Source organism: Chryseobacterium sp. 'Rf worker isolate 10', assembly GCF_050753305.1.
Classification (GTDB): Bacteria; Bacteroidota; Bacteroidia; order Flavobacteriales; family Weeksellaceae; genus Chryseobacterium.
Window position 1 is genome coordinate 382,812 of record NZ_JBOZOF010000004.1, and the last position, 18,863, is coordinate 401,674.

Consider the following 18,863-nt stretch of genomic DNA (forward strand, 5'->3'; position numbering starts at 1 on the left):
AATGAAAACAATTGTCAGAAATATCTTTACAGGTTTTCTATTATTAGGATCCGTTATTATGATAAACGGGCAGTTTCTTGCCGCTTCCGATACCTCGGAAAGCAGTGTGAAAAAATACAAAGGCATTATTAATGCCAATAAAGATCTGGTAGAATTTATAGAACAGCTGCTTCTTCAGAAAGGGCTTCCCAAACATTTAAGAAATCTGGCTCTGATAGAGTCCCATTTTGACAGAAATATTACCTCCGGAGCCGGAGCAGTCGGAGTCTGGCAGTTTATGACAGCGCATGCCAACCAGTACGGACTTACAGAACAGGGACGTACCGATCTTTATAAAAGCACAAAAACAGCTGCTATTTCTTTAAGCAACCTGTATAAAAAATATAATAACTGGGTAACAGTAGTAGCCGCTTACAACTGTGGTGAAGGAAATATTGCCAAAGCAATGCAGGCTGCAGGTTCGTCTCAATACCACGAGTTTTCCAAGTACCTTCCCTTAGAAACAATTAATCATGTGAAGAAATACCTTAATGCATGCTATGCAACAGGAGAACTTCAGAGTGTATTAAACAACTATAATTCATCAAGAATTAATAAAGTTTTCTTTGAAGGAGACAGAAAAGAAACTGCAGCAGCACTTTCAGAAACAGAAATCAATGCAGGATTCAATCTGAATGTGGTTGCTGATGAACTCAATATAGACGTGGATAAAATACTTGCCTGGAATCCAGGGATTATAGACGAACTGCAAAAAAAAGGAGAAAGCCCTTTTTATCTTCCCATTGATTTAATGCCTGATTTTCTGCTTAGAAAAAACAAAATATTGGTTCGTTCCATAAAAGAAGGAGCCAATACGCAGCAACAGTAAAATAATCTCAGATTAAAATAAAAATAGCAATCAGTTTTTGACTGGTTGCTATTTTTATGGTAAAGAAATAGTATTTCAAATATGCTTTTTATAGGATCGCATGTAATCAAATTCTTGTTTTTATCCAAATTCTCATTCAGATTGTATTAATTTTTTAAATAATGTATAGTTTTTTCCTAAAAATTTAAATTCAATTTCATTTTATTATTTTCAATCTATGAGGCATTATTAAGCTGTATTTGATGTCAATGTAATACCTGTGTAATACCTTGTTTTTAACACGTGTAATACCAGTGTACTACCTAATTCTTGTTTATGTTTTTAGACGGAACATAACTTTGTATCCGAAAAAGAGATCCTGTGATTCCTCGATCAATTTAAAATATAAAACATAATAAAATGACAAAAAAGAACTTTACAATCTTAGCACTATTGTGTTTCATCAGTGTGTTTTCCCAGGTTGGGATTAATACATCTAATCCACAAGGAACCTTTCATGTGGATGGAGCAAAAGACAATCCTTCTACAGGAGTTCCTGCAGTCTCTCAGCAGGTTAATGATTTTGTAATGACATCTACAGGAAACGCAGGAATTGGAGCTGTTACTCCAACTAATAAATTGGAAATCGTTTCAGGTACAGCAGGAACTTCCGGTCTTAAATTGACTAATCTGACTGCTGCTGGTTATCTTGGTACTGATCCAAGTGGGAATATTATTAATGTGAATTCTGCAAGTGTCGGAGTTTCCGTTACTAAACAGTCATTAGCTCCAGCTACTAACGCTGTTGTAATGACGAGTCAAAATGGATTATATTCTTTTAGATATAGTTCAAATGCAACCGGAGGTTTTTGGCAATTTAAATATAACGGTTCTGGAAGTAGAGATATTTCAACATTTGTTATTAAATTCTTGTCTCCAACGGCATATACTGTCACTACAGGTATTGGAACACTAACACCAACGGGGGGATCATTTGGCTGGTATAATATTTCTGGAGGTACAGCTGTGACAACAGCAAATGAGTTGAATAGATTTAGAATATATGATATTACTGATGGAACGACTTATCGTTTCGAAGGAAACTTAAAGAATGTTGGAAGTCCAGCTGTATTAAACGAAGCTATGATTGTTGAACAATTCTAATGTTTCTATACTAAGGGTAAAGGAAATGAGTTGAATGTTTTCTGGTGTTTCAAAATTTTGAGTTTGCCATGAAATACGAATCCATTTATGAGGCATTACTAAGGATATATGTAATAAATATGCCTATGTAACACCTGTCTGACATTCATGTACTACCATGCTACCTGATATTTTGAAACAGAATATAACTTTATATCCGAAAAGAGATCCTGCGATTTCTTGATCAATTTAAATACTAAAACATAATAAAATGGAAAAAAAAATTTTTACAACTTTAGCACTCTTATCCTTCGTTAGTGCATTTTCCCAAGTTGGAATTAATACAACTAATCCACAAGGAGCTTTTCATGTTGACGGAGCAAAAGACAATGCCTCTACGGGAGCTCCTACAGTCTCTCAGCAGGCTAATGATTTTGTGGTGACATCTACAGGCAACACAGGAATTGGAACTGTTACTCCAACCAATAAATTGGAAATCGTTTCAGGTACGGCAGGGGCTTCCGGTCTTAAATTGACTAATCTGCCTGCTGCTGGTTATCTTGGTACTGATTCAAGTGGGAATGTTATTAATGTAAATTCTGCAAATGTAGGAGTTTCAGTTACTAAACAAAAATTAACTACAGCTCTTAAGAGTGTTGAAGTAATGAGTCAAAATGGATTATATTCTTTTAGATATAGTACAAATGTGGTCGGAGGCATGTGGCAAATTAAATACAACGGCACCGGAAGTAGAAGTATTTCAACATTTATTAATGAATTCTGGACGAATCCTAGTCAAGGATATGGTGTATTCGCAGGTACTGGGTCATTACCACCTACGCCAAATCCAGATTTAGGCTGGGATAATATTCCTGGAAGTACAGTTGTGGGATCAGTAAATGAATTGAATATATTTAGAATATATGATCCTACTGATGGAACGACTTATCGTTTCGAGGGAAATTTAATTAACGTAGGTTCTCCAGCTGTATTAAAAGAAGCTATGATTGTCGAACAGTTCTAATGTGTTTCTATACTAAGCCTAAGGAAAATGAATTAGTTTAAAATATAAAAAGGAAGAATCTCTGAGAGGTTCTTTTTTTTTATGTTATAATTCAGCAATGTTTTCCGTTGTTTCAAACTTTTGTTAAATCATGCTAATTTTATACTAAAAAAATCTTAATATTTCTCATTTGAGTGGGAAATTATTGTTTTTGTTATTCTTTTTAAGGAAGTTAAAAATCCTTTATTAATAATATTTTGAATAGATTTATTAAATCCATTGTCGTAGAATTACGACAAGAAATCGTAGAACTACTACAAATTTTCAGATTTCTATTCAAAAGCTTTTTTTAGCAGAAAAGAGCTTCTATCTTTGCTAAACAATCACCGAATCACAAAATATTAACGATCAAAATTTACAATCATGGCAGAAAGAAATTCAAGAGGAATCTTAAAATTCAACAATGGTGAAGGACAAAAGCTGTTAAAAATGAATTACAGCGTATCCAGATCTACAGACGTTTCAGGACGTGTAGCATCAGATCCTTCCAATGCATTGATCAAAGTAACAGTAGAAGCTACTGAAAAGTCAGACATCCTAGAAAGCTTGTTAAACGGTAAATACAAGCCAACAGTAGGAGAAATCGTTTTCAATAAATCTCACGAAGAAGGAACACTCATCACTCTGAAATGGGAGAACGGATATGTTATCCAACACGAAGTAGACTTCGACGCTATTGACAGCAACAGTATGCTGATCAGCTTCGTAATAAGTGCAGAGACTATTGACTATGGTACTTCCCAGTTTGCTGGGCTATGGCCTTCAGCAGGTAAATAAGCCTATTCATCATCTTAGTAAAAATAAAATTGGTACAGAACAGTACACTCATCTGAGTATACTGTTCTGTTTTTTTATGTAATCCCAACCTGGGTAGCTAACTTATGGAAAATGGGTGGCTTTTTGCTCCTTTTTAATATGTTTTTTTAAGATATTATTTCTCTTTAAAGTGTAATAAATAGCAGGTTTTTATTAATTTAAAAATTTGTTTAATGTATTTATTTGCAGTGTATTATATGTCGTTTTAAATCTTTTGTCGTAGAATTACGACATGAAATCGTAGAACTACTACACTTTTTCAGATTTTCATTCGAATGCTTTTTTTTCAAAATCAAGTGGGGTATATTTGTTATATAATTATTGAATTACAATTTATTACTAACGATTAAAATTTACAATCATGGCAGAAAGAAACTCAAGAGGAATCTTAAAATTCAACAACGGTGAAGGACAAAAGCTGTTAAAAATGAACTACAGTGTATCAAGATCTACAGACGTTTCAGGGCGTGTAGCATCAGACCCTTCTAACGCATTAATCAAGGTTACAGTAGAAGCTACTGAAAAGTCAGATATCCTTGAAAGCTTATTAAACGGTAAATATAAGCCGACTGTAGGAGAAATCACATTCAACAAATCTCACGAAGAAGGAACATTGATTACTTTGAAATGGGAGAATGGATATGTTATCCAGCACGAAGTAGATTTTGACGCTATTGACAGCAACAGTATGTTGATCAGCTTCGTAGTGAGTGCAGAAACTATCGATTACGGTACTTCTCAATTCGCTGGACTATGGCCTTCAGCAGGTAAATAATCCAATACAACTTAAATAAAGAAAGGAACAGCATGCTATTGGTATGCTGTTCTGTTTTTTGAAGAATTAGCAGTAAGCAGAAAAAATGGAAAACTACTACTGTTAAAAAGTTATTTCCATATCCCGCGCCTCGCACCCCGTACTTTGTACCCCGAATCCCACAACCCGATATCCCGAAACCCTTCCTCAGACTACCAACTTTTACGCCTATTTTCATATATTTGTTCATTATTCAAAATATGGACGCAACAAAAGATAAAAGGCTGTTTCTCATCGATGCCTATGCGATGATTTTCAGAGGATATTATGCATTAATCAGGAATCCGAGACTCACCAGCAAAGGACTGGATACTTCTGCCATCTTTGGTTTTACCAACTCTCTGATCGAATTGATCAGAAGAGAAAAACCTACCCACCTGGCAGTAGTTTTTGATGTAGGGCAGGCTAGTGTAAGAACTGATGACTATTCAGAGTACAAAGCCAACAGAAGCGAAACTCCTGAAGCAATCAAAATTGCGGTTCCATACATCCACAAAATTCTGGAAGCAATGCATATTCCACGCCTGGGAGTAGAAGGATATGAAGCTGATGATGTTATTGGGACTATTGCATGCAAGGCAGAGAAAGAGGGCTATACCACTTTCATGGTAACTCCGGATAAAGATTTTGCACAGCTGGTTACTGATAAAATTAAAATCTATAAACCAGGATTAAAAGGTGGGGATATCGAGATTCTTGGAGTAGATGAGGTAAAAGCGAAATATGAAATTGAAGATCCGAAACAGGTGATTGATTTCCTTGCGATGATGGGAGATGCTGTGGATAATATCCCTGGACTTGATGGAGTAGGAGAAAAAACAGCGATGAAGTTCCTTAAAGAATTCGGTAATATCGAAACTTTATTGGCCAATACAGATCAACTGAAAGGAAAACTGAAAGAAAAAATAGAAGCTTCTGCTGAACGTGGAATTTTGTCTAAAAAACTGGCAACCATTATCTGTGATGCTCCCGTAGAATTCCATCAGGAACAGTATGATCTTGAAACTCCGGATTTTGAAAAAGTAAAAGAAGTCTTCGATGAAATTGAATTCAGAAGACTGTACGAAAACCTTTACCGAGCTTTTGCTCCGGCCGCTGCAGAAACGGTAGTTGTGAGTGAGGTGGAAGTGAAGCAGACTTCAACAGGAACAGAAGTGAAAGGACAGGCGATGCAGCTTGATCTTTTTGCTAATTTTGAAGAACTGGAACAGGCTACTTCTACAAAATCTACCATCGAGAATAATGATCATCTTTATCAGTATATTGACAATCCTAAGGCTCAAAAAAAATTAGTAGATAATTTATTACAGCAAAGAGTGGTTTGCTTTGATACAGAAACCACTTCATTAAATGAGCTGGAAGCCGAATTAGTAGGGATGAGTTTCTCTTATAAAAAAGGACTTGCTTATTACATTCCTCTCTCTGAAAACAGAGAAGAAGTGTTGCAGACTTTGGAGATTTTCAGACCGTTTTTTGAAAAAGAAGACCTGCTGAAAATTGCTCACAATCTTAAATACGATTATAAAGTTTTAAAACAATACGACATCACCGTGAAAGGTGCTATGTTTGATACCATGATTGCCCACTACCTGCTGAATCCTGACGGAAGACACGGGATGGACTACCTTTCAGAAGTGTACCTGAACTACAAGCCGGTATCTATTGAAACCATTATCGGGAAGAAAGGGAAGAAACAAGGCAGCTTCAGAGATGCAGATGTGAGAACACAGACAGATTATGCTGCTGAAGATGCTGATGTAACTTTCCAGTTGTATGAACTTTTTGCACCACAGCTGAAAAAAGAAAATCTGGAGGAACTTTTCTTTAACATTGAAATGCCTCTGATGGAAGTGCTTGCAAAAATGGAATTGGCAGGGATTTCCTTGGATGAAAAATGGCTGGCTCAGGAAAGTATTGATCTTGAAAATGATTTGAAACAGTTAGAAACTAAAATCTTTGAACTTTCAGAAGAAGAATTCAATATGAATTCACCAAAACAGCTGGGAGAGATTTTGTTTGAAAAAATGCAGCTTGATCCGAAAGCTAAGAAAACAAAGACCGGGCAGTATGCAACTTCCGAAGATGTTCTTCAGAAACTATCATCAAAGCATGAGATCATCAAGCACATTCTTGAATACAGAACGTATCAGAAATTAAAATCAACCTATGTAGACGCTTTGCCTTCACAGATTGAGAAAAAAGATAACAGAGTACATACCAACTTCTCACAGACCACAGCCGCTACAGGCCGTTTGGCGAGTGTAAACCCGAACCTGCAGAATATTCCGATCCGTACTGTGAGAGGACAGCAGATTCGTGGAGCCTTTGTTTCAGGAGAAGGAAAGAAGATTATTTCTGCCGATTATTCACAGATTGAACTTCGTTTGATTGCTGAAATTTCAGGAGAAGATAACATGATCAAAGCTTTCCAGGATGGTGAAGATATCCACGCTTCCACAGCAGCCAAGCTTTTTAAAATTCCTTTGGATGAGGTTTCCAAAACCCAAAGAAGCCAGGCCAAAACTGTAAACTTCGGGATTATCTACGGACAGGGAGCTTTTGCTTTGGCTGAACAAACCGGATTGTCCCGTACAGAAGCCAAGCAGATGATCGAAGCCTATTTCGAAACCTATCCGAAACTGAAGGAATATATGGCAGAACAAGTGAATAAAGCACGTCAGTTAGGCTTTGTAGAAACCATATTAGGAAGAAAACGTCATTTGAAAGATATCAATTCCAACAATTTTGTGGTAAGAGGTCACGCAGAAAGAAATGCCGTGAATGCACCGGTTCAGGGAAGTGCCGCAGATGTTGTAAAGCTTGCCATGATTAAAATAGACAGGGAACTTGAAGAACAACAGTTAAAAACAAAAATGCTGCTTCAGGTGCATGACGAATTAATATTCGAATCTCCGGTAGACGAGATTGAAACCGCTTCAAAACTGATCAAAACTGAAATGGAAAGTGCCTTAAAAACACAGGTTCCGTTATTGGTGGAAATTGGAGTAGGTGATAACTGGTTAGAAGCGCATTAATAAATACGATTTATTCTTAACGATAAAAAAACTTCCGTCTTTTGGGCGGAAGTTTTGTTTTTTAATACAAAATGAATTGTCTTACTTTATCACTCTTATTATTGCAAGATCATCTGCAGGCCTTACCCCAAAGTGATGTTCCAGCTGTTTAAGTTTTCTGTTGAGCATATCTTCCGTATCATTATTTTGATTGTCAATCATCAAATAGTCGATGACGTTGATTGCTTCATAAGAATCTGTCTTTTTAATTTTTGAAAAACTTGAAATACCGTCAGTAGCAATTGAAATATCATTTAAATGATCAAAAAATATTTTCTGCGATAGACCAGAATACCAGTCTTCAAAGTCTTCATGAAGGTGATAAGCCAGATAATCTGGCTTGTTATTGCGTTCGAATTCTGTGATGATTCCATTGATGCAAATAACTCCGTCACCAATTGCTAAGACTAATCCTTCGTCTGATTTGATATCATAAACTAAAATAATAAGAGTGGTCAATAACTCTTTTTCATCCAGCATCAGATGATTTTTAACAAATTTGAGTTCTTTGAATAAACCTTTTATGATTTCCTTGAGCTCTTTTTCCAAACTGTATTGGCTGTCTTTTTCATATAATGTTTTGTAACCAGCTTCAATAATGATTTTCCGTAAAATTTTTCCAAAAAGTGTTGATGCAAAATGGCTGTCCAAAGCGGTAGAACAACCGTCCATGACAGCGCATACTATTTTTTCCGAATTAATTTTTTTGATTAGAAGATCATCTTCACAATGGTTACTATGATAATCTCCGATTTGTAGGGTAGAATATAAATTCATGAGAGGTAAAAATAGTTGTTTTTTTAAGATATAACCTCATTTTTCCTGATTATAGAATATAAAAATGGCAACAAATGATCACATGTACAATGAAATCACTTGTTGCCAGACAGGAAAACAGTTTGGTCTCCCGATATTAAATATCATATTCTATTTCACCCACATAATGCAATGAGTAATCATCATTCTCTACAGAAACCGGATTGGGAATCACAAATCTTGTTGCGAAAATGATAGCATTCACAGGAGTGTCCAGACTTAGTTCATTCAGTTTTCTTTCCAGAACCGGAATCCATTGGTCAGCATAAGAATATTCTGCAAACTTGTCATAAAGACTAAGACTTTCATCCTCGAAGCCATATTCTATAAAATCATCGTCAAACCACTTGATGTTCTGGGATTCTGCGAACTTAGAAACATACTGATCATCAGATTCTTCTTCTATATAATAATTTTCATCCTCTTCTACGAAACTGTAAAAATCTTCTTCATTCTTGAAATATCCTAACCAGAAGTGTGAAATTTCTTTATCCATAATACAATTTTTTTATTCTAATCTTTTTGATTGTTTACTTATATCTATGACTTTTTCCAGTCGGGAAAATCTTGTTTTTTCCTGCTTGGCGCTCGTGATCCAGTGGATAATCACCTTTTTATAGGATGGAGCCTGACTTTCAAAAAAATCCCAGGCAGCTGGATCATCCATAAACTGTTTTTGATAAACCGGATCAAGAGATACATCCGCCTTTTCATGAGAATAAATCCCGGATTTGTGCTCTTTTCTGAGATCAAATGCCTTTTGACCGGCAGAAGTCATCAGTCCTGCTTTGGTGAGCTCTTCCACTTTTTTTATATTGATATTGCTCCAGATACTGGAAGACTTTCTTGGAGTAAAGCGTATAGAATAACTTTCGTGATCTATTGACTTTCTTACTCCGTCTATCCATCCAAAGCACAAAGCCTGATCTACAGATTCAGACCAGCTCATAGAAGGTTTTCCACTACCGGTTTTGTAGAAGCCCGTTAAGAGTTCTTTCTCATCTTCGTGATGCTTCTCAAGCCATTCTCTGAATTCTTCTTTTGTCGAAAAAAATGTAGGTTTCATAACTCCGGTACTTGCCTTTTCCATTTAATCTGTAATATTACGAAAGTTTTTCAGTCCAATAAAATCTTCTTACCCTAAACAAGTTGATTGATCGCTTTACAGATGAATTTTTTGTCGTAATTTTATTCTACGCTTAAATTGAAAAAAATGGATTTTCTTCAGGACCATTACGCTGTTAAAAATGAATTGCTGCTTATTCTTATTTCTGTTATTTTAGGACTGTTCATTGGTGCTGAACGAGAATACCGTAATAAATCTGCCGGCCTCAGAACCTTTATTCTGGTGTGTTTCGGAGCCTGTCTGTTTACGATACTTTCCATCAAAATAGGAGTAGCCAATCCGGATCGTCTTGCTGCCAATATCATTACCGGAATCGGATTCTTGGGAGCAGGCGTTATTTTTAAAGGAGATAATAAGATTGAAGGAATTACCACTGCAACCACCATCTGGGCTACAGCATCCATAGGAATGGCAGTAGGTTCCGGGTATGTTTATATTGCACTACTAGGAACTGCTTTAGTATTAATCATTTTAAGTGCTTTAACGTATCTTCAGAGTTTTATTGATAATTATAATAAAATAAGAGAATACAGAATAGCCGTCAACAGTTCAGGGGATATTAAATATTGTGAGAATATTTTTAAAGAAAATCGTTTAACCTATCTGATGATCAGACAACAGTATTCACAGGAAGGTTTTACGGTTATCTGGAGAGTTACTGGAAAAAATAGTCATCATGAAGGATTAACCAGACGTTTGGTAGATGATCCTAAGATTAAGGCTTACCAGTTTTAATAATGTAAGACAAAAAAATAAAGGCGGAAGCCTTTAATTTTATTTTTTCTTGAATACATAAAGATCCTTGTTTGGACCGTCAATTTCTTTTCCTTCCATATCCAGTTGGATCAGCATATTTTCACCCACTTTATACTTATAGTTAGCAGATTTTCCTTTTAAAGTAATCATGCTTCCCGTAGCATCCCATGCAAAAGTTCCTTTATCCTGATTTTTTGAATTTCTGTCAAGATATTCTTCAGCAATGCTGAATGTTTTATCATTATTCAATGTTAAAGAAGTCTTGATTCCCGGGCAGTCAGCACAGGGAACTGTCGCTTCATAAGTACCTGCCCAGTCTAAAGCATTTTCAGAAGTGTCACCTGCTGCTGTAGGAGTTGCTTTAGTGATACTGTCTGTGGCAGGAAGTTGCACAGCAGTTGCAGAATCTGTTGTTGTAGCAGTTGTTTCGATAGTTTCTTTTTTAGTACATGAAGCAAGAAATAGAGTGGAAGCCATTCCCAACATGAGCATTTTGCTTTTCATCATAATAATTAATTTAAGGATGTTTTTTAATAATAATTTGACTTCCAAGGAACAAAAATTACGCCAGAGGGAAGAATAAGATGATTGAATGAATCGTGAAACAGTCAATAGTCAATTCGCTTTACTTGTCAATTTTTATTTTTAGTGAAGTGCCATCTGATCATAAATACTTACCATTCACTTGCGAAGCAAGATTCACTATTGACTATTCATTATTGTAAAAATAGCTCCATAATAACTTTTCCACGTGTTTTATAAAGCCTATTCCTATTTTTCTTTGTAAATTGGGGCAAAATTTTGATTATGACAAAAAAGATACTTTTATCTGTATTTCTTTTGCCTGCTGCAATGGCATTTGCACAACAATATGGCGGAATGTGGATCCCTACAGAGCTGAATGAAAAGGAAATGAAGGATTTGGGAATGAAGATTTCTGCAAAAGATATTTTCAACCCTCAGAAACCAAGCATTAAAGATGCAGTAGTACAGTTTAATGGCGGATGTACTGCAGAAATTATTTCGCCTAAAGGATTGCTTTTAACCAACCATCACTGTGGTTTCGGTCAGATTCAGGCACATTCTACCGTTCAGAATGATCTTCTTTCTAACGGATTCTGGGCAAAAAATACAGAAGGTGAACTTCCAAACCCGGGAGTAAAAGTAGATTTTATTGTAGATATAAAAGAAGCTACTGATCAGATTTTAGAAGGGACAGATAATCTTACAGAACCTGAACTGACTAAAAAGATCAACAACAATATTGAGGTATACAAAAACGCTCAGAAAATCGAATCTTATCAGTCCATCATGGTAAAGCCTATGTATTATGGAAACAAATACTATGCTTACACCATCGAAACGTATAAAGATATCCGTCTTGTAGGAGCTCCGCCTCAAAGCATAGGGAAATTCGGAAGTGATACGGACAACTGGGTTTGGCCCAGACATACCGGAGATTTCTCTATGTTCAGAATCTATGCAGACAAGAACAACAGACCTGCAGAATATTCAAAAGACAACGTACCTTACGTTCCAAAACACTACTTACCGGTTTCTATAAAAGATAAAAACGAAAACGATTTTACTTTTGTATTCGGATTCCCGGGAAAAACCACGGAATATCTTCCTGCAGTTGGTGTAGAGAAGATCATGAAGGATATTGATCCTGCAAGAATTGCTGTGCGTGATGTTGCGTTGAAAACTCTAGACGAAAAAATGCGTGTTGATAACGAAACGCGTATTAAATATGCTTCAAAATATGCTTCAGTAGCCAACTATTGGAAAAAGTGGATCGGTGAAGTGGAAGGGTTGAAAAAATCCAATGCGGTAGAAAAGAAAGTAATGTACGAAGGTTCTTTAGTCGCTAAAAATCCGGAGATCAAAACTACTTTGGATCAGTTGAATAAACTGTACAATGATCAGGCTCCTTACGCATTAAACAATGCTTACTACACTGAAGTCGTTAGAAATGCTGAGACTTTGAAGCTTGCAGGAGATTATTATGATTTCGTAGCCTCTGTAGAAGCAGGGAGAATGGATGAAAAGGAACTTTCAAAGTTAAAAACGAAACTAACTTCTTTCTACAAAGATTACAGTGCAGAACTTGATGCTAAGGTAACAGCAAAACTATTGGCTTTATATGTGAATAAAACAGCGCCACAGTTTTTACCCGCAGGATTCAGCAAATATAAAGATGAGAATGCTAATATTCCTGTCATTGAAGATATGTCTAAAAACTCTGTCATCACTGGAAGAACAGCCGTAAACGGAGGAGTATTGACTACAGATATTGATAAAGCATTTTCTAATCAGGATAAATTAATCAAAACTCTAAAGAAAGATCCAATTTACCAATTGTATGTTTCCATGAAAGAAACGTATATGAAAACTGCAGATCCTCAATATACTTCAATGCAGGCAAAAATTGATGCTTTGCAGAAGAAGTTCATGGCTCAGCAGATGCAGACGGATAAAGACAGAAAATTCTTCCCGGATGCCAACTCAACACTTCGTGTGACATATGGTAAAGTAAAAGGTTCTACGCCTAGAGATGCCGTTTCTTATGGTTACCAGACTCACCTTGCAGGCGTAATGGAGAAATATGTTCCGGGAGATTATGAATTTGATGTTCCAAAAAAACTGATTGATCTTTACAACAAAAAAGATTTCGGAATCTATAAAGATAAAACAGGCGATGTTCCTGTAGGATTCACTGCTACCAACCACACTACAGGAGGAAACTCAGGAAGTCCTGCTCTTGATGCCAACGGAAACCTTGTCGGATTAAACTTCGACAGACAGTGGGAGGGTACAATGAGTGATATCAACTATGATCCGCGTTTCAGCAGAAATATCATGGTAGATACAAAATATATCCTTTTCATTATCGATAAGTTTGCAGACTCAAAGTGGCTTGTTGATGAAATGAAGATTATAAAATAATTTTTAAAAGTTATACCTTTAAGAATCTATTTGAACTGAGTTTTGAATAGATTCTTTTTTATTTTAAATAAGATGAAAGATAGGATCATTAGTGTTTTGGCAGCTTTCGAATCTGAGGATATCGGGAAATCTTTTCCGCTGGATTACTGTTTGCCGCTTTATCACAGTGTTTCAGACAAAGAACTTTCCCATATAAAACACGTGATCCGTTATAAGACTACCAAACAGTTTGAAGACGATCTGGATCATCTGTCAAAGAATTTTCAGTTTGTAGACTGGCAGGAGTTTAAAGAATTTACTTCTGGGAATTTTAAACCTAAGAAAAAGATTGCTTTGTTAACTTTTGATGATGGCTTCAGAGAATTTTATGATGTTGCAGCTCCCATTTTGGAACGAAAAGGAATTTATGCCTGTAATTTTGTAAATCCGGCCTTCATAGACAATGAAGACATGATGTTCAGATGCAAGGCAAGTCTTCTTGCTGACGCTGTTGAGAAAAATAAAACCTTAGATCCGGAAGTTTATCGGATGTTTTCTCTTAATAATGATGTGGAGAAAGGTGTTTTACAAAAGAAAATTTTATCCATAAATTATCAGGAAAAAGATACTTTGGACTGGCTTGTAGAAAAACTTGAGTTAGATTTTAAAGCATATTCAAAAGAATATCAACCTTATTTAAGCACAGAAGAATTAAAAGAACTTACCCGAAGAGGTTTTGGAATCTCTTCACACAGTTGGGATCATCCTAAATACAGAGACCTATCCTTGAAAGAACAGATGGAAACAACAGATAGAACCTTTGCTTATTTAAAAGAAAAAGGTTTCCTATACGAAAGTTTTGCATTTCCGTTTACCGATTTTGAAGTACGGAAAGACTTTTTTGATGAGCTTTTTAAAAATAAGGAAATCTATTGCAGTTTCGGATGCGCAGGAATAAAACAGGATAGTGTAAAAAGAAATTTCCAAAGAATACCAATGGAAATGGGAGAGAGCGGAGCACAGATCCTGAAAAAAGAAATCGCTTATTTCAGACTGAAAAAACTGATTAATAAAAATACGATTGTAAGAGAATGATAGTGCTGAAAACATTCAACAGAAAAGAACTGGAAGATTTTATATCCTCTGGTGCTTTCCAGCAATATGATTTTCTTCCAATTACAAAGCATCGTGCGTTATCCCACCTAAAAAATCCTAAAGCTGCAGATGAAGATACACTTCTTATTCTCGCTTTTTATGAAGAAAAGCTGATTGGTTACGTAGGATGTTTTCCAGACCTTTTTGTGATAGATGGAAAAGAAATCCGTTACGCGTGGCTGAGCACTTTATATGTAAATCCCGAATACAGAAAAAAAAAGCCAGCAAAGGCTCTGTTGAAGAAGGTTTTTGAAGAATATGAAGGCAGAATTGCCATCACAGAATTTACCAAAGAAGCAGAAGCACTCTACAATATTATGGGTGTTTTTGAATATGTCTTTCCTAAAAAAGGGAAGAGGTATTACTTTAAAACCGATGCTGCCAAAATGATTCCTGAGAAAAAACCGGAAACCAAGGCTTTGAAACCTCTTTTTCAGACTTTGGATGCCGCTGCCAATTTGTTGCTCTCTATAAAGAATCTACCAACCCAGAAACCTGATTTCAAATATGAGGTTTTGGAAAGAATTGATAAAGAGAGCATTGATTTCATGACTGATTTTTCAGGAGTACGTGATGCGGAAGAAATCAATGCTTTTATAGATCATCCATGGGTTTTGGAAGGGAGAAAAGATGAAAGATATCTCTTTTCAAGCTTTGCTGATACCTTTAAATATTTCTGGATTAAGATTTTCGATCAGAATAACAAACTCAAAGCTTGTCTGCTGTTACAGCTTCGCGATGGATATCTTAAAATTCCTTACCTCTTTTCAAATGCTGATTTAGATGAGGTTGTGCGGTTTCTCAATTATTTCATGATTACCAATAGAGTGAAAGGTTTTACAAGTTATCAAACCCAACTGAACAAGGCAATACAGCAATCTAAAACATTCTCCCATATCTATGAACGTGATTTTCACAGAGAATATCTTTTTCATAAAGATTTACTGGAACTTCTTCCGAAGAATTTTAATCCCAATTACCAGGATGGTGACGGAGACTGCATGATGACGTAAAAAAATTATGAATTATAAATGATGAGTTATGAATGATCATTGATCAATTATCATTTATTAAAAAACAAACCGCCTGATAATTCTATCAGGCGGTTTGTTTTTTTAATGTCCAAAGATGTCTTTCAGACTGACTTCTTTAAATGTTCCCATTTTATTGACAGCGTTCATATCAAGGTTTTCTTTTTTACCAATAATGGCTGTATTGAAATGGACAGATTGGATTCTTGTTTTATAAAATTCTTTCAGATCTTCAAATTTCAGATTCTGGATCTGCTCATAGATATTCTTTCTGAAATCATGATAAATATTCAGTTTCTTCAGATTCAATGTATTGAAAAACACATTTTCACGGCTTACTCTTGTAGAAGCAATCTGTTTAAGAGCAGCATTTCTGGCATTTTCAAACTGAATAGGCACTTCAGGAAGTTCTTCCATAAGCTCATTCAGCGTATCAACAGCAATCATAAGCTTATCAGGCTGTGTTCCGATATAAGTGGTGACATAATCAGGGTGCTTCAGCTCAGAATTGGCTGCATAAGAAACATAGGCAGAATAAGCAAGACTTTTGCTCTCACGCATTTCCTGGAAAACAATGGAAGATAATCCTCTTCCAAAATATTCATTAAATACATTTACTTTACCAAAATACTGAGGATCTACCTCACTTCCTTTTCCGATTTTGCTCATTTCCACCTGAACCATATCATAACCAATGAAATAAACATTTCCGCCTGTATCAGGCTCAGGATATTGCTTAGCTTCAGGGATTATAAGACTTTCTGTTTCAATATATTTCTCAATGTATTGGTTGAAGTGTTCAAAGTTTTTACCATAAAAGAAGATCTGATAAGAAGCTTTAAACAGATTTTTCATTCTGTCAGTAAATACTTCTGCAGTGCTGCTTTCAAATTCTTCTTTAGAAATAACATTGGTAAAACGTGAGGTACTACCCAATTTTGTATAGTTGGTAAGGGCAGTCATGATACGGTTTTTATCCTTTTTAGTGGCCTGGCGGTTTTCTATAACACTCTTCACAAACTGACTGTAGATATCCTGGTCGGGCTTTACATCATTCATCCAGTGCTGAAGAAGAGCAATTCCTTTTTCTATATTCTCTTCCAGTCCGCTTAAAGTAATGGTCAGCTGATCATGCAATGTTTTGAAATCATTAGTAACTCCAATTTTGAAGAATTCCTTCTTTAAATCTTCAGGAGAAAATTGATCTGTTCCTAAATATTGCAGCAGCTGGGTTGAAATGGCCAGATCTCTGTCATTATCACTTCCAAAAGGGAAAATAAAATGTACCTGGGCAATATCGTTATATTTGTTTTTAACAAAACTCAGTTTCTTTCCTTTCACTTCACCAGTAGTAATCGCTTTCTGATAATCGATGAATTCAGGTTGGATATCTTCTGTTTTATCAGATAAAATTTCCGTTAAAAACTCAGACTGAGTATCACGGTTAATCTTCACAGGCGTAATTCCTGGATTTTCAACTCTGATCAATCTGTCATTAACCCCTTTTTCCTTATCAATGATAACATAGTTTTCTTTGAAGAATTCATTAGCAAAATTCACGATATCTTCTTTTGTAAAAGAAGCGTATTCATCCATTTCATTCAGTTCCTGTTCCCAGGTTCTTCCTTTTATATAGGTGTCATAAAGATTAGTAGCCAGTCCTTCTGAGGTTTCAAGGGATTTCATTCTTTGAAGTTTGAAATCATTAATAATAGCAGATAACATCCAGTCTGGGAAATCTCCTTTTTTGATCAGCTCAATTTCTTCCAGTACAATGTCCTTTGCTTCCTCCAGAGTTTGATTTTCCTTTGGAACTGCAACGATGGAGAAATAACCATATTGTTTCAATCCCACAGAAAATGCTTGTGCCCAAAGCATTTTTTGAGTCTGATTGATGTGCAGATCCAGTAATCCGGCTTCACCTCTGTTGCTGAGGATATTGGCCGTGATATCTGCCAGCATGGCCTCGCGGGTTCCATAGCTGTCTGTTCTCCATGCCAGCTGGGTACGTGGAGTAGTAGGGCTTTTTACGGTTCTTTTTATTACTTCTGTAATAGGTTTTTCAATAATAGGAGTCTTCTTAGGAAGTTCCTTATAAGGTAAGCTGCCAAAGTACACGTCAATTAATTGAATGGTTTTTTCAAAATCAAGATCTCCTACCAATACCAAAGCATAATTATTAGGAACATAATATTCGTCAAAATATTTATGAATAGTTTTCATAGAAGGATTCTTCAGATGTTCAGGTTTTCCTAATGTTGTTTGCTGCCCGTTGGGATGAGTAGGAAAGAGAGCGTCCATTAATTCATAATTAACGAGTCTTGAATCATTATCCTGTGCTCTGTTGAATTCCTCATATACGGATTCCAGCTCAGTATGGAAAAGACGAAGTACAATTTCAGAAAACCTTTCCTTTTCTATCTTCAGCCATTTTTCAAGTTCATTATTGGGAATATTGTTTTTATATACCGTTTCATCAAACCATGTATGGGCATTTGTACCACTGGCCCCCAGAGAAGAAATAGCTTTGTCATATTCATTGGCGATAGCATATTGACTTGCTTCCCGAGAAACTTCATCAATCTTTTTATAAATCTCTTTTTTCTTTTCAGGATCCTGTTCTGCCTTATGTTCTTCATAAAGTTCCGAAATCTGACCAAGAAATACCTTTTCCTTTTCCCAGTTTTGAGTCCCTATCCTGGAAGTACCTTTAAACATCATATGTTCGAGGTAGTGAGCCAGCCCGGTATTATCGGATGGATCATTATTGCTTCCTGTTCTTACCGGAATAAAGGTCTGTATTCTTGGAGAAGTGAGATTCTGAGCAAGAAAAACCTTCAATCCATTTTTCAGGGTATAAATTCTGACGTTATTTTCGTCGTGGGTGACCGTAATATATTCGTAGTTGCTTTTATCAGTATGTACCGTTTCCTTATATTTTCTGTCTGTCATATAAAACTCATTTCATTCCTTAGAATCCGGAATGCACTACAAATGTAAGCAATCAAAAAAAGATGATGGCCGGTTTTTCTTACTATTACATCTATTCTTATAGTTGAAAACTTGAATCATAAAAATAAAAACCCCTGTTAGAAGTGGATTAAGATAGATCACTCTGGCTTATTTTCATATATATATTATAACCTTTATTACTCTCTCCCCAATCCTCCAACTTCCAAACCCTCTCACTCTCCAACTCTCAGACTCTCTCACTCTCGAACATTCTCAGGAGCTTCATCCTGCTATCCATTCATACTCCTCGCGCCAGTGCTCTCCGACGCTCAAACCCACCCGGCT

Annotated in this window: 15 protein-coding genes; 10 read left to right on the forward strand and 5 right to left on the reverse strand. The window is 35.9% G+C overall.

Translation table 11 applies throughout. From position 1 onward, the window contains the following. Position 1 precedes the first annotated feature (1 nt). The 6 genes from LKL37_RS19695 to polA all read left to right on the forward strand — a co-directional run bounded on the left by LKL37_RS19695 (position 2) and on the right by polA (position 7,718). Positions 2-868, forward strand: a complete 867-nt coding sequence (locus LKL37_RS19695; RefSeq protein WP_431612140.1) for a lytic transglycosylase domain-containing protein — start codon at positions 2-4, stop codon at positions 866-868. Positions 869-1,315: 447 nt separating this feature from the next. Further along, the gene (locus LKL37_RS19700) at positions 1,316-2,011 is read left to right on the forward strand and encodes a hypothetical protein (RefSeq protein ID WP_431612141.1); all 696 of its coding nucleotides are present in this window, start codon (positions 1,316-1,318) and stop codon (positions 2,009-2,011) included. 250 nt (positions 2,012-2,261) lie between these two features. Continuing rightward, complete coding sequence (locus LKL37_RS19705; RefSeq protein ID WP_431612142.1) at positions 2,262-3,014, forward strand: hypothetical protein; 753 nt, start codon at positions 2,262-2,264, stop codon at positions 3,012-3,014. 402 nt (positions 3,015-3,416) lie between these two features. Continuing rightward, positions 3,417-3,830: a type VI secretion system tube protein TssD gene (tssD, locus tag LKL37_RS19710; RefSeq protein ID WP_105704353.1), complete on the forward strand. Its 414-nt coding sequence runs from the start codon at positions 3,417-3,419 to the stop codon at positions 3,828-3,830. Positions 3,831-4,230: 400 nt separating this feature from the next. Next, positions 4,231-4,644, forward strand: a complete 414-nt coding sequence (gene tssD / locus LKL37_RS19715) for a type VI secretion system tube protein TssD (protein ID WP_105704352.1) — start codon at positions 4,231-4,233, stop codon at positions 4,642-4,644. Between the two features lie 239 nt (positions 4,645-4,883). Next, positions 4,884-7,718: a DNA polymerase I gene (gene polA, locus LKL37_RS19720; RefSeq protein WP_431612143.1), complete on the forward strand. Its 2,835-nt coding sequence runs from the start codon at positions 4,884-4,886 to the stop codon at positions 7,716-7,718. Between the two features lie 81 nt (positions 7,719-7,799). Here polA and LKL37_RS19725 read toward each other — a convergent pair whose 3' ends face one another. The 3 genes from LKL37_RS19725 to LKL37_RS19735 form a co-directional block, all read right to left on the reverse strand. Continuing rightward, positions 7,800-8,534 (reverse strand): protein phosphatase 2C domain-containing protein, encoded by a 735-nt coding sequence (locus LKL37_RS19725; RefSeq protein WP_431612144.1) that lies wholly within the window; start codon positions 8,532-8,534, stop codon positions 7,800-7,802. 136 nt (positions 8,535-8,670) lie between these two features. Next, the gene (locus tag LKL37_RS19730) at positions 8,671-9,069 is read right to left on the reverse strand and encodes an immunity 22 family protein (protein WP_431612145.1); all 399 of its coding nucleotides are present in this window, start codon (positions 9,067-9,069) and stop codon (positions 8,671-8,673) included. A 12-nt stretch (positions 9,070-9,081) separates the two neighbouring features. Further along, positions 9,082-9,639, reverse strand: a complete 558-nt coding sequence (locus LKL37_RS19735) for a YdeI/OmpD-associated family protein (RefSeq protein ID WP_431612157.1) — start codon at positions 9,637-9,639, stop codon at positions 9,082-9,084. A 147-nt stretch (positions 9,640-9,786) separates the two neighbouring features. Between LKL37_RS19735 and LKL37_RS19740 the strand changes: the two genes are divergently transcribed. Next, positions 9,787-10,434 carry an MgtC/SapB family protein gene (locus LKL37_RS19740; protein WP_431612146.1) on the forward strand — a complete coding sequence of 216 codons (648 nt, stop codon included), beginning with the start codon at positions 9,787-9,789 and terminating at the stop codon, positions 10,432-10,434. Positions 10,435-10,473: 39 nt separating this feature from the next. Here LKL37_RS19740 and LKL37_RS19745 read toward each other — a convergent pair whose 3' ends face one another. Beyond that, positions 10,474-10,962 (reverse strand): copper resistance protein NlpE, encoded by a 489-nt coding sequence (locus LKL37_RS19745; RefSeq protein ID WP_431612147.1) that lies wholly within the window; start codon positions 10,960-10,962, stop codon positions 10,474-10,476. 300 nt (positions 10,963-11,262) lie between these two features. On the opposite strand from LKL37_RS19745, the gene LKL37_RS19750 reads away from it, so the two are divergent. From LKL37_RS19750 to LKL37_RS19760, 3 genes are all read left to right on the forward strand, one after another. Beyond that, the gene (locus LKL37_RS19750) at positions 11,263-13,401 is read left to right on the forward strand and encodes a S46 family peptidase (protein ID WP_431612148.1); all 2,139 of its coding nucleotides are present in this window, start codon (positions 11,263-11,265) and stop codon (positions 13,399-13,401) included. Between the two features lie 72 nt (positions 13,402-13,473). Further along, complete coding sequence (locus LKL37_RS19755) at positions 13,474-14,475, forward strand: polysaccharide deacetylase family protein (protein ID WP_431612149.1); 1,002 nt, start codon at positions 13,474-13,476, stop codon at positions 14,473-14,475. Continuing rightward, entirely contained in the window at positions 14,472-15,548 is a 1,077-nt protein-coding gene (locus tag LKL37_RS19760) for a GNAT family N-acetyltransferase (RefSeq protein ID WP_431612150.1), read from the forward strand. Before LKL37_RS19755 ends, LKL37_RS19760 begins: the two co-directional genes overlap by 4 nt. Before the next feature lie 102 nt (positions 15,549-15,650). Here the strand turns inward: LKL37_RS19760 and LKL37_RS19765 are convergent, their stop codons facing one another. Then, on the reverse strand, positions 15,651-18,518 hold the full coding sequence (locus LKL37_RS19765; RefSeq protein ID WP_431612151.1) for a M16 family metallopeptidase: 2,868 nt from the start codon (positions 18,516-18,518) through the stop codon (positions 15,651-15,653). Between the last annotated feature and the right edge of the window lie 345 nt (positions 18,519-18,863).